9 protein-coding genes and 1 pseudogene are annotated in these 13,469 nt (G+C 53.8%); 8 read left to right on the top strand and 2 right to left on the bottom strand.

From position 1 onward, the window contains the following. From Q1A00_RS13365 to Q1A00_RS13330, 8 genes and pseudogenes are all read left to right on the top strand, one after another. Window positions 1–757, top strand: a pseudogene (locus Q1A00_RS13365) (glycosyl transferase family 1); the annotation flags it as partial. Continuing rightward, window positions 754–3,726 (top strand): glycosyltransferase, encoded by a 2,973-nt coding sequence (locus Q1A00_RS13360; RefSeq protein ID WP_299757295.1) that lies wholly within the window; start codon window positions 754–756, stop codon window positions 3,724–3,726. The pseudogene Q1A00_RS13365 and the gene Q1A00_RS13360, both read left to right, overlap by 4 nt. A gap of 16 nt (window positions 3,727–3,742) precedes the next feature. After that, a complete protein-coding gene (locus tag Q1A00_RS13355; protein WP_299757292.1) occupies window positions 3,743–4,279 on the top strand; it encodes a hypothetical protein in 537 nt (178 codons plus the stop codon). A 3-nt stretch (window positions 4,280–4,282) separates the two neighbouring features. Next, on the top strand, window positions 4,283–5,365 hold the full coding sequence (locus Q1A00_RS13350) for a glycosyltransferase (RefSeq protein ID WP_299757287.1): 1,083 nt from the start codon (window positions 4,283–4,285) through the stop codon (window positions 5,363–5,365). Between the two features lie 524 nt (window positions 5,366–5,889). Continuing rightward, window positions 5,890–7,953, top strand: coding sequence for an FG-GAP-like repeat-containing protein (locus Q1A00_RS13345; protein ID WP_299757284.1), 2,064 nt, complete (start codon window positions 5,890–5,892; stop codon window positions 7,951–7,953). 495 nt (window positions 7,954–8,448) lie between these two features. Next, entirely contained in the window at window positions 8,449–9,477 is a 1,029-nt protein-coding gene (locus Q1A00_RS13340) for a GDP-mannose 4,6-dehydratase (protein WP_299757281.1), read from the top strand. Window positions 9,478–9,671: 194 nt separating this feature from the next. Beyond that, complete coding sequence (locus Q1A00_RS13335; protein WP_298404808.1) at window positions 9,672–10,052, top strand: hypothetical protein; 381 nt, start codon at window positions 9,672–9,674, stop codon at window positions 10,050–10,052. Window positions 10,053–10,115: 63 nt separating this feature from the next. Continuing rightward, window positions 10,116–11,189 carry a glycosyltransferase gene (locus tag Q1A00_RS13330; protein ID WP_298404805.1) on the top strand — a complete coding sequence of 358 codons (1,074 nt, stop codon included), beginning with the start codon at window positions 10,116–10,118 and terminating at the stop codon, window positions 11,187–11,189. Between the two features lie 133 nt (window positions 11,190–11,322). Here the strand turns inward: Q1A00_RS13330 and Q1A00_RS13325 are convergent, their stop codons facing one another. Then, the gene (locus Q1A00_RS13325; protein ID WP_298404802.1) at window positions 11,323–12,465 is read right to left on the bottom strand and encodes an aminotransferase class V-fold PLP-dependent enzyme; all 1,143 of its coding nucleotides are present in this window, start codon (window positions 12,463–12,465) and stop codon (window positions 11,323–11,325) included. Beyond that, complete coding sequence (locus Q1A00_RS13320) at window positions 12,462–13,295, bottom strand: alpha/beta hydrolase (RefSeq protein WP_299757276.1); 834 nt, start codon at window positions 13,293–13,295, stop codon at window positions 12,462–12,464. Before Q1A00_RS13320 ends, Q1A00_RS13325 begins: the two co-directional genes overlap by 4 nt. Window positions 13,296–13,469 lie beyond the last annotated feature (174 nt).

Here is a 13,469-nt window from a genome sequence, read left to right as displayed (position 1 = left end):
CGGTGATGTTGACGCAGTTGCGGCTGCACTGATTCGCCTACTCACCGATCCACAACGCCGAGCGGTGCAAAGCGCAAACGCGGCAGCACTTGGCCAGCGGCTGCGTTGGTCGCAGGTGGTAAGACCGATCATAAGGATGCTAGATCGGCCAACTTCGTGTACCAAAAAACCATACGACAGAGAACAACCGACTATGAATGATGCCTTGCAAACCATTCTTAACGAGCGGAACGCGCTGATTAAGGCGTTGGAAGAGCGCTGGAATATTGCGTTACCATCGGCGGGTAACTCACTACGGCATAGATTACAGCAACAAATTCGACAAAGGATAGTAGGCACGGTAGAACAAAATGTTGCTACTCTCGCCACCCAACAACGTGAATTTAACGGCGTGCTAGTTAATCTTATTTACCGGCTAACAAGTGCTTTTGATGAACAGGCACGGCGCACTAACGAACAACATTTGGCCTTCGTTCATGAGAATCGCATTAATACTCAAAATATTGCTGCACATCTCGCCTCACTGACGCAGCAGCTTGCTGAACTCCAGCCATTGATTCAAGCAACACGGCAAGAACTAACCTTAGTTCGGCAAGAATTAGATGCAGTTCGGCAAGAATTGGAACGGGCGCGTGACACATTACCACCGTTACACCAGCACGTTATCGATCTAGAACAACGAATTCTTGATCTTGATGAAGCCCATTCGCACATGTTAGAACAGATGAGCCGCATTCTTACGACCTATTCCGCATGAAAGCCAACATCATTATCCCTCTCTTTCAGGGCGCAGCATATATCGGAGCTTGCTTACAAGCATTGCAGCCACTTATTGATGCATCGAACATCATTGTGGTCAACAACGGCAGCACCGACGACAGTGTAATGCTGGTGCAGAACGAATTTCCTACTGTAACGCTGCTCGATATCGCTCAACCATTAGGGTTTAGCGGTGCAGTCAATACAGGAATACGGGTAGCACTGTCATCGGCTGACCGGCCTGATGTGGTCATTGCTCTCAATCAAGATACCGTAGTTGATAATCATTGGTTAACAGCACTCCTAAACGCCTTTACCGTCCCAGAAATCGGGATAGTGGGCTGCCTTGCACGCTTTCCTGATGGTCAACTCCAGCATGCAGGCGGTACGCTGATTGAACCACTTTGGTATGGCCGTAACCGTCAACAGCTTGATACAGATACGCCAATCGAATATGTAGCTGGGCTAGCAATTGGCTTGCGCGTCACGATGCTCGACCAGATCGGCTTGTTTGACGAAAACTTCTTCCCTGCATACTTTGAAGATGTCGATCTCTGTTTACGCGCTCGCGCTAAAGGGTGGCAAATCGTATTGGCACCAGAGGCAACACTGATCCATCACGAAGGCGCCTCACAACAGCAAACGAAGCGTCATGTCCAGATGATCGAACGCAATCGATGGCGACTGCTCTTGAAACACCGTTCGTTCGCCGACCTGCAAGAGGTTGTCTTTCCAGCAGAGCGAGCGCAACTACGAGAACGCGCTATGGCTGGCACGAGCGATACGCTACGTCAAGCTTACATGCAGGCATTATTAATGCTTCCTGAGCTAGCGCGTCTCCGTCATTGGTCTGAGACTGAGATTGCATTCATTCGCACTCAGCTTCTTGCCCTGCGAGCCGAATCAATCACGATCGAGCGCACTGCACGAGTAGCGGATCTCCAGCGTGCGATACAAACTCATCTTGCGCCGCTCCCGCGACCTACGCCTGCGTTTTCTAGCGAGGAGCAGACTGCTCACTTGCAAGTAGAGATTGGAGAATCAAGCAGCGCAGCAAAGGCTGAAGAACATCAGATGCATATTCTCTCAACCGAGTCGAACGTAGTCGAACAACGACACACATCATTTATCCTCGGTAAACGTCCACCCGTAGCAATCGTAGTTTTGACGTGGAACGGCTTGGAAGTGACACAACGCTGTTTTGCTAGCCTCCGCGCACGCACACGTGATGTCGAGTACCATCTGATCGTTGTCGATAACGGTAGTACTGACGGCACGGTTGAATGGGTGCAGACACAACCAGATGTCACATTGATTACAAACAGTGAAAATCGAGGATTTGCTGCCGGGGTCAATCAAGGCATTGCTGCTGCGCCTCCTGATCACGATATCTTGCTACTGAATAACGATACCGAAATCATTGATGAGCTGTGGCTCGCTCATCTACGAGCAGTAGCCAACGACCATCCCGATTACGGTATCGTCGGTTGTTTACTGCTGTTCCCCAACGGGTTGCTCCAACATGCCGGCACATACATGCCACAACACAACTTCTGGGGATACCAGATTGGCGGTGGTGAGCCGTTCATTGGTCAGTATCCGGGGATTCGTGAGGTGGAAGGTGTGACCGGCGCCTGTATGTACATCCGGCGTGACGTGATTGATACCATTGGCGGCTTGGATGAGACCTATTTTTCCTACTACGAAGACACCGATTATTGTTTGCGCGCTATCCAGGCGGGTTTCAAGATCGTTTGTACCGGTGGCACAAGAGTTGTTCACCATGAAAATTCGAGCACACGGCTAAACAACGCTGATTGGTGGCGAATGTTCAGTCATGGCCAGCGGGTGTTTCTCCAGAAATGGCGCGAACACTACCGACAACGTTATCAGCGAGGGTTGGTCTGGCACTCACTGATCGCCGGTGCTACCGGTTATGCAACCTCGTCACGTGAGTTTGTGCGCGAACTTGATCGCCGTGGTGTTGATGTCCGCTTAGTATGTATTTTTGGCACTGACTACACTGAACCGCCTACACGTGACCCACGGATTGATCAACTACGAAATCGACCTAAGGATACATCTTTGCCACAAATTGTGTACAGTCAGGGTGATGCATTTATTAAAAATAGCGGTCGCTACCGCATCGGGTTTACTATGCTCGAGTCAGACTCTTTGCCGGTTGATTGGGTACAGCAGGCGAATCAAATGGATGAAGTCTGGGTACCTAGCCATTTTACTCGCGATGTTTTTACCCACTCTGGCGTGCGGCGACCAATTCACATCATACCGCTTGGCTTCAATCCGAACTATTTTCATCCGCAGATACAGGGTCGCAAACCAACTGATGCGTTTGTCTTTCTTTCGATCTTTGAATGGATTGAACGCAAAGCACCAGAAGTTCTGCTACAGGCATACATCAATGAGTTCAAACATAGCGATGACGTACTACTCGTCCTGAAAATTTTTAATCACGATCCACGCTTCAATGTCCACCAGCGTATCTACGAATTGGCCGGACGGCCAAATGCACCGCGCATTGCCGTCATTCTCAATCAAGAAATTGCCGAGCACCAAATGGGTGCGTTCTATCGCGGCGCCGATTGTTTTGTCTTGCCGACACGTGGTGAAGGATGGGGTATGCCAATCCTTGAGGCCATGGCATGCGGCCTACCGGTCATTGCAACCGATTGGGGATCACAGCGCGACTTTTTCAATGACCAACTCGGATATCCAATCCGAGTACGTCAGTTGATTCCAGCCGTGGCTCGTTCACCCTACTATGCAGGATCGCGGTGGGCCGATCCTGACATCGATCATCTCCGTTACCTAATGCGCTATGTTTATGAGCATCCGGCTGAAGCGCAGGCGATGGGTCAGCGCGCCGCCGCTGAAGTGCAGCAACGGTGGACGTGGGAACGGGCTGTTGATCGGATAATGGAACGGTTAGACGCAATTGATTGTTAAGAGAGGGACGATGACTATGAGCATCTATTGGGTACGCTTTCAAGGTGACAGTGCAGCCGAGGCTATGAATGCCATTGCTGAAGCGCTGCGGCATGATGAGCACGGTGTAGTACCCGACCAAGAGCAAGCTCCCCCTGCGCCACCAGCCGACAATTCACAGGTGTCTTCTGATGGTGATAGATACTTGCAAGCAAATGTGCAAGCAATGCGAACACTCTGGTCAATTGATCCCATGCAAGTCGAACTTCCGTCTGACCGGCGTTTCTTGGTGCGACTAGGCGTACATCTTCAGCATTGGATTCGGCGTTTAACACGTTGGTATTTTATGACACCGTGGTTGCAAGCAAACGAATTCCATGCCGCAGTGACACGCGTCATCGATGTATTACTCGTTCGCCAGCAGCAGTTGCAACAAGAATTGCACGAATACCAGTATCGCTTGCAAGCTACTGAGCAGCAGGTGCAACTCTTGCGGAATGAATTGGCCTTATCTCGTCAACAGTTAATGGAAATTCGACAACAACAAGCACTGTATCAGAACATCGCAGAATGACTCATGAAAGCAGTACCAGATTTGAAGGTGATCTGGCAATCGCGGTGGGGATTACCGATTGGTTATTCACTCAGTTCTGAAGCGATCGCGCTGCAGCTCGATCAGTTAGGGGTTGACCTGTTTCATCGGCCAACCCCTTGGCATATGCCGGCTGAACTGAACCAACCACGACTGCGTGAGATAGCAGCGCGATCGTTGCCAGATGATGCATTGCAAGTGAGCTACGATCAAGCCGATCTCTTCTATACCGAGCATCGTGGGTATCGCATTGGGTACACGATGCTAGAAGTGAACGGATTACCAGCCGATTGGATCGCTGCCTGCAATCGCATGGATGAGATATGGACGCCCAGTCGCTGGGGGGCTGAGACATTTGCGGCTGCTGGCGTATATCGGCCGATTCACGTAATGCCGCTAGGGTATGATCCCGAACATTTCAACACCCAGATCCCGGCATACCGACTCGATAATCGTTTTACATTTCTCTCGATCTTTGAATGGGGTGAACGAAAAGCGCCAGAACTGCTGCTGCGTGCGTACTGTAGTGCGTTTAGTCGCAATGATGATGTAGTACTGATATTGCGCATTAATAATTTTGATCGTTCGATCAGTGTTTCGCAACAGATAGCTAATCTAAGATTACCACCTGACAGCCCGCCAATTGTTATTTTGTACAATCAATATCTCTCACGTGCCCAACTCGGTTCGCTATACCGTAGCGCTGATTGTTTTGTGCTTGCAACGCGCGGCGAAGGATGGGGATTGCCGATTTTGGAAGCGATGGCGTGTGGCTTGCCGGTTATTGCAACCAACTGGAGTGCGCAAACAGAATTTTTCCGCGCTGAAGTTGGCTTTCCGGTGAATGTACGCACATTAGTTCCGGCTGAGGCTAAATGTCCTTACTATACCGGATGGTCGTGGGCTGAACCTGACTTTGACCACCTCGTCTGGTTGATGCGCTACGTCTACGAGCATCCCGCTGAGGCGCGATCGGTGGGTCACGCTGCTGCTGCTGAAGTCGCTCAACGTTGGACGTGGCGGCACACGGCTGAACGGATTGTTGCCCGGTTAGCTGAATTGGCATAGTTATGCGCTGAACACCTCTCACCCTATCGCGACGAGGATATGTTCGGCGCTTCTGTCTGTGTTGTTCCTCTCCCTTCTTCGATAGGAGAGCAGGCATTCAGGCTGCAACCTTCCCCTATCTTCCCCCAAGCGGTTGCGTTTGAACTACTCACAGCTAGCCCAGCTCCAACCAGCATCTATTCCGCACACCACCGGCTCGGTATCGAAGTACACTGCGTCAGTCATTGACGCATAACTGCAGGTTCCTACCTCATACTGTTGGCAACGGTAGGCGCCAAGCACAAATCTACGACGTAATCAGCAGTGATATGCATTTGAAACGGCTGTGAGAGCTGCGACTTGTCCACCCCTCATGCTCGTTACCCTCCCACCAAAGGTTTATGATTGATCGACGTGACTCTAGTCACAAGTCATTGTTCAAACATGCCTATCAATGAACAGGACTCATGACGGATAGGATCCTCATCCTTCCTATGATTAAATGTAGTTGGAATTATAAAACTCGTTGTGGTGGGGGATCGTTTATGATGCGGTGGCGATGGTTAGCTCTCATCATTCTTACCGTTTTGTTGGCACCTACGCTTGTCTTTGCTTTTTATAGAAACCCGGTTAATTCACAACCCGGCTTCACCCATCAGACTGAACTACAAGCCGATGACACGCTAGCCGGTAAAATCCTCTACGATGGCGCTCGAATCATTCGTGGCTCACCGGTTGTCGGTGATCTTGATGGTAATCCGAGCAACGGTCTAGAGATTGTTATTGGCGATCGCAATGGAAAACTCTTTGCACTGCGTCAAGATGGGACAGTACTTTGGACAACTCAAGTCGCAACATGCAGTGTTACCGGCGATGATAGCCTCTTGAATGGTGCACCAGCGCTCTTCGATCTTGATCCGACCCGCCCGGGCCTTGAAGTTATTGTAGGATACGGCAAAATAATGGCAGATCAAAGTTGTCCGGGTGGAATTCGGGCATATTCATCGACTGGACAGCCACTATGGCATTATCAAATTCCGATCAGTCCGATAAGCTTCCAGTCAGGTGTATTTAGCACACCTTCTGTCACAGATGTTGATGGGAACGGTGATATTATTATCGTTGCCGGTTCTGCTGACCTTTACTTACACGTTTTAAACAAAGACGGCTCACTGCGCTGGAAATATTTCGCAATGGACTCCATCTGGTCATCACCAGCCTTTGCTGATGTAAACGGTGATGGCCGGAAGGATATTATTGTTGGCACCGACTTCACACCGGGCTTGGTATGTAATCCGAATAGTATTACACCTTTTCCAGAAACCAATTCCTACTACGAAAGTGCCAAAGGTTTCTTGTACGCCTTTCCGGCTGACCCAACCTTCGTTGCCGATCCAATCTACTGTGCACGAGATGGCGGAAAAGTAATAGGGTTTGGCAAAGGCTTCTTGTGGGCAGTTCGTTTTGATCAAGCTATTTACTCATCACCGGCTGTAGCCGATCTAGATGGGGATGATCAGCTTGAGGTGATTGTTGGCAGTGGGTGTTTTTACGGCGGCGATCCGAGACCGGGCAAGTGGGTCAAAATCTTCAACGCTGCGAATGGCACAGAAAAGATGACCCTCAACGCACCCGAATGCGTCGCCTCAGCGCCTGCTATTGGCGATATTACCGGTGATGGTCAACTAGAAATCGTTGCAGCAGTCGCGTCAGGCGGTTCAGTAAACCCCCCGACACCAATACCTTCGACCGGCGGGCGCCTCGTGGCGTGGCGCCACAATAATCCTAACCCGATCTGGAATATCGTGGTGCGGGGGGCGACGCAAGAACAGGCCGACATGTCAGAACCGTTTAACAATCCGCTGATTGCTGACATCGACGGCAATGGTTCACACGAAGTGATCATTGTGGTACAGAATTCGGTTATGATCTACAACGGTGCCGGGCAAGAGTTGACACCGAGTTGTCCAACCGGTGGGCTAGAGGCACAAAATTGCTGGTTTAGCGGTAAAAAGTCAATGTTTATGTGGATGCCAATCCGCAATACGCCAGCGATTGCTGATATTGACAACGACGGTAAACTTGAGATCGTAGTTGGTGGATCGCACACAAGTTATGATAATGCCGCAGCTCAGCAAAAGGCTGTTATCTACGTCTGGCGCGATATTGAGCAGGCAATTAGCAGCAGCGCCGGCCCATACCAAGCCTACAGTGCGCCATGGCCACAATTCCAACGCGACCCGGCTCACAATGGATTGTTACTTGCACGCAAACCGCAGGTTAGAACGAACGCTATTCACACACTCACTGATGGTTCACAGCCTCATTCCTACCAGCTTACCCTTTCTTCAAACGACGGCACACCGATGAGCGTCACTGTAAGCGAGGATGATCCGCACGATATTCTGCAACTGAGTAGCCACACTCTTGTGCTGACCAGTACCCCGTCTTCGCTGACAGTTACGGTGGATCCAACTGGAAAGACAAATGGAGTGTACAATGCCCAAATTAACCTGAACAGCAACGGTGTACCTGAGGTGAGAGTATCGGTAACTGTGCGTGTCGTCGATAAGGTCTTTACCACGTTTGTGCCATTGGCGCTGCGGTAAATGCTGCCTTAACCTTGGATAACGACAAGGTTGATCCCCTTCCTTCTATAATGAGGGAGGGGATTTTGAGCAACAGAGGAACCACAGTGTGCTCAGCACTCCTCTGGTGTACGGAGAATGGTCACATAGTACTCGTATGGCTCCTCACATATCTGCCAGCTTGCTTCTTTTGGTCACGCTCTCAATCAACATATCTGAACATCACTGAGTGAGATTTCTGAGCTATAATGTCTGGGAAGGGATTTAGTCGCCAGCCTGAGAGAAGCACGACCTGCTAACCGCCTCATTGTTAACGTAGCGAAAAACAATCCTCATTTACGTCCACGGCACTGCTGTGAAATGTTCGCGAGAGAGATTGGCTAGGCAAAGACATGTTTAAGGTGATTGAACAAGAAACAGTAGCACTCGTCTCAGTGATGTCTCAATTATAGTTAGGTTGGGGTAGGCGTAGATTTCTTCATTTGGTCTGTTAGAGACTCTACAAGCTTAGCAGATATGTGCTCATTCACCCACCTCATTACCGGCGGCGCAGGATTTATCGGCTGCAATCTGGCCGATTACCTGCTGCGCAACGGCGAATCGGTCACTATTGTTGATAACCTTAGCCGGCCACGCACACCGCTCAATCTGGCGTGGCTACAAGAGCGGTACGGTGACCGATTGCGCTTTGTGCAGGCGGATATTCGTGATGCTGCGGCAATGCAGGCGGTGATTCCCGGCCATCGCATCGTCTATCATCTTGCCGGCCAAGTCGCGGTCACTACCTCGGTGAAGGATCCGCGCAGCGATTTTGAGATCAATGCGCTAGGTACGCTCAACATTCTCGAAGCAGCCCGTCTTGCCCTTAAACCGCCGATTGTCTTTTTTGCTTCGACCAACAAAGTCTACGGTGGGATGGAGACGGTTACCGTGGTGGAAGAGGCGACACGCTACCGTTACCGCGATTTAGTTAACGGCGTCCCTGAGCATCAGTTGCTCGATTTTCATTCGCCGTATGGTTGTAGTAAAGGCGCCGCCGACCAGTATGTGCGTGATTACGCCCGCATTTATGGCATACAGACGGTCGTCTTCCGCCAGTCATGCATCTATGGCCCGCGCCAGTTCGGGGTCGAAGATCAAGGCTGGGCCGCTCATTTCGCAATTGCTGCGCTGCTCAATCGACCGATCACAATCTACGGCGATGGCAAGCAGGTGCGCGATATGCTGTACGTCGATGATCTGATCGCAGCGTATATGGCTGCGCTTGAGCGGATCGATCAGGTGAGCGGCCATATCTATAATATCGGCGGCGGCCCCCACAATGCCTTGTCGATTTGGGCAGAGTTCGGCCCGGTGCTGAGCCGTTTGGTTGGTCGAGAGATTACAGTGCGCTACGGCGATTGGCGCCCCGGCGACCAGCCGGTCTACATTAGTGATATTACGTTGGCCAAGCAGGAATTGGGGTGGGAACCGCGGGTTTCAGTCTACGAGGGTATCGAGCGCATGGTGGGCTGGATCCGCGATAACCTGCCTTTGTTCCGCTAGAGCTTGGCCCGGCGCTTTGTCCTACGGTTGTGGAGTGCGGTAGTACCTTGCCACACGCTTAAAGTTTGGCGCGACGCTTGGTATCGCGGTTGTGGAATACGGTATATATTAGCGCTACCTATTGCGTCAGCGCTGAAGGGGTTGATGTGGAGTGCGGCAGTGACACTGCCGCACTTTCATAGGAGAATCCTACAATGACTGCTCACGGCCCGATCATCGTCAATCCGCGCGACGATGAACCGCTCGCGGCAGCAGTTGCGCGCGCATTGAGCGGCCCAGCTATCGATCATCACCAGTTCGCTACGCTGAGCGAATTGCTGGCCCGCGATGCGTATCTGGCCGGGCAAGTCAATATCTTGCATGCGACATGGGCAATTACTCCGCCGCCGGCTCACACCTTGCTCGCCCGCTTGCGCCGCCGGCTAGCGTGGTGGCTGGTGGGGCCGGAATTGGCCCAGATTAATGAAACCCACGCTACGCTGACCCGTATTGTCGAGAGCTTGATTGCTCATCTCGACGCCGAACGGTTGGCTCGGCAGACCTTGGCCGAGCGTGTAACCGCGCTAGAGGAGTAGCCTGCATTAAGGCAATGTGCGTGGGGCACAGCGGTGCTGTGCCCTTCCGCACTTTTGATGTCTATGGAAACTCACCTCGTTTGGCATTCAACCTTTGCTTCACCTACCGGCTATAGCAGTTCGTCGCAAGCGCTTGTGGCTGCGCTGACCGATACCGGTTTGCCGGTGCGACCACTCTATCTCTTCGACACCGACGCCGCCGAGCAGGTGTACGGCGCGATCCCGCCGCTCATTCGCTCGCTGCAACGGTTGCCGATCCGGCTCGATGTGCCGCAAGTGGTGTATGGCCGCGGTGAGCTGTTTTGCAAGAATAGCGGAGCGTACCGCATCGGTTTTACCATGCTCGAAACCGACCGCCTGCCGACGCACTGGGTTGAGCAGGCCAACCTTATGGATGAAGTCTGGACGCCAACGGCGTGGGGGCGGGAGGTGTTTCTCGCGAGTGGCGTGACTCGTCCGGTGTATGTGGTTCCGTTGGGTGTTGATCTTGCGGTCTTTACCCCCGGTCCGTCGCGATCTGACCTCACTGATCGTACAGTCTTTCTTTCAGTCTTCGAGTGGAGCAGGCGCAAAGGTTGGGATGTGTTGCTCGCGGCGTATCGAGCGGCGTTCCAGCCAACCGATTCGGTCGTGCTGGTATTGAAAATTGACCATCGTGCTGCCGGCAACCCGCTACGCGAATTGGCGGCGGCGCTCGGTGAGCAGGCACCGCCGGTAGCAGTGCTCTATAACCAGACCTTTAGCTCGGCGCGCATGGCCGAACTCTACCGCAGCGCTGATTGCTTTGTCTTGCCTAGCCGGGGCGAGGGGTGGGGAATGCCGGCATTAGAAGCAATGGCGTGCGGGGTGCCGGTGATTGCCACAGCGTGGAGTGGAACGACCGCGTTTCTCAACGAGTCGTGCGGCTATCCGCTGCCGATCCGTGGCTTGACACCAACCGGTGTGCAAAGTGGCCCTTACGCCGGTGCGCAGTGGGCCGAGCCAGACGTTGATGCACTGGTGGAGTTGTTGCGACGGGTGCATCGCCAGCGCGACGAGGCGCGCGCGCTAGGGGCGCAAGCTGCTATCTGTGCTCGTGAGTGGCCTTGGCAGCGTAGTGCGCAGACGATCCTTGCCCGGTTGCACGCAATCGGATAAACGCAAAGGCGCCGAGGTCGCGAAGGAAGCTAAGAATTTCTGGAAATTGGCCATAAGCGCACGAACGTCTTTACCAAAAAACCTTAGCGCTCTTTGCGTTCTTCGCACCTTTGCGTTAAACCCTCTGCGCCTTTTACTTGGTGGCGGCGTCGAGTGCCTCTCCTACCCGCAGCACTTCGGCGAGGGTATTGTAGAAGTGGGGCGCGATGCGCACGCCAGCGCCGCGCGGCGTCACCACAATCCCCGCCTCGTTGAGCCGGTGGGAGACGGCGTTAGGATTATCAACCAGCGCCACTACAATCCCGCTGCGGTGTTCAGGGGCAGTATCGGCAGCTAGTTGGTAGCCGCGTTCGCGCAGATCGTCGATCAGCGCTGCTACCAGTGTGTTAATTTGGCGCTCAATCCACTCAATCCCCACCTCTTGCAGCATCGTGACTGCGGCAAGCAGCGCCAGATTATTAGCCACATTCGGCGTCCCCAGCGTAAATCGCTCGGCGGTTTCGGGTAGGGTCAGATTGTAATCGAGATAGTTCTGTCCGCTCACGCTGCTGGCAGCGCCGACATACGCCCCCGGCACAAGATCGCGGATCAGTTCGCGCCGCACGTACAAAAAGCCGCTCCCCGGCGTTGACAGCAGCCATTTCTGTGAACCGCAGGCCAGCATATCGATGTGCCACGCCTGCACATCGAGCGGAAAGGCGCCAAGAGTCTGGATCGCATCGACCACGAAATAGATCCCGCGCTCGCGGCAAATCTGGCCCACCGCGGCCAGATCGTTGCGAAAGCCGGTAGCAAACATCGCTGTGCTGAGGGCAATCACGCGGGTGCGATGATCGATCCGGCGCACGAGCAGGTCAAGGTCAAGCCCACCTTTGTGCTGCGGCACCACTTTCACCAGCACACCCCGGTACGCTAACTGCTGCCATGGGTACACATTGGCCGGGTAGTCACCATCGAGCACCAGCACATTATCACCGGGTCGCAGCGGCAAACTGACGGCGGCGGTATTGATGCCAGCGGCAGTGTTGGGCATCAGTACGATCTCATCGGGCGAGGCCGCGTTGATGAGGCGGGCTAGTCGCTGCTTCAGCTCGGCAAACTGGGCCATCACCTGCGGAAAGACGGCCAGAAACGGCTCGCGGGCGGCACGGTCGAGATAGGCTTGCACGGCAGCCTGCACCCGTCGACTGATCGGCGAGACGGCGGCGTGACTGAGAAAGGCGTAGCGTTCGGTAATTGGAAACTCGGCGCGATAAGCAGTAACATCGATGGTCATGCAGTTGATCCCTCAAGAAAATCGGTCAGAATAGCGTGATACTCGTGTGGACGTTCGAGCATCGGCAGATGGCCGCACTGCTCGATCCAGACTAGCCGGCAGCGCGGGATACGGGCAGCGGCGACCGGTGCTCCCGGTGGCGGCATAATCTGGTCGTGACGACAGGCGATGATCAAGCTCGGTGCGCGCACGGCAGCCAGCGCAGCGCTGATCGTTGGGCTACCGGCACCGCGCGCCGTCTCAAGCGCGGTGCGCTGTTCCATCGCCAAGAAATCGGCAAACGTCTCGCGGAGGATGGCGTGATCGGTGGGGAGCCGGTAGAAGAAGCGATTGCCGACCAGCCGCATAATTGGCTGCACGTCGAGCATCCATGGGCGGCGTAAGGCTAGCCACAGCGCCATCAGGTGGTGAATCGAAGCCACTACCCGTCGCTCGCGTTCGTCGCGGAAGGTGCTAAAGCTGGTAAGGACGAGGCGCGTCACCCGCTCAGGGTAACGTGCGGCCACATGCACGGCAACCGCTGCGCAGAGCGAATGACCATTGAGAGCGAATTGCTCGACGCCGAGCGCATCGGCAAACGCGATCACCCAATCGGCCAGCCGTTCCAACGAGAGGCGTCCGCTCAGCGGAGGCGACGAACCAAAGCCGGGTAGATCAGGCGCAATTAGGGTGTAGCGATCAGCCAGATCGCGGAGGGTGTAGTGCCAGAGCCGTGAGGAACCACCCCATCCGTGCAAGAGGAGCAGCGGGGTACCCTGCCCAGCACGGCGAAAACTGGTGCGTAATCCGGCCACTGAGGTTTCAGCATTCGATGCAGCAAGTGTCGCCATAGACATGCCCCTTCGCACGGAAATTCTGCCGATATGATACCAGATTCGTGGTGAATGGTGCATAGCGCTTTCTGTCACTGCGCAGATGTACAGCGCCTCGCCGAGACTGCACGACATAACGTTACGCCCCCCACCCCCGGCCCGACAGGCCCCCCACCCCCGGCCCGACAGGCC

Source organism: uncultured Chloroflexus sp. (assembly GCF_938091255.1).
In the GTDB taxonomy this organism is placed as follows: domain Bacteria; phylum Chloroflexota; class Chloroflexia; order Chloroflexales; family Chloroflexaceae; genus Chloroflexus.
This window is presented reverse-complemented; position numbering and strand designations above follow the sequence as displayed.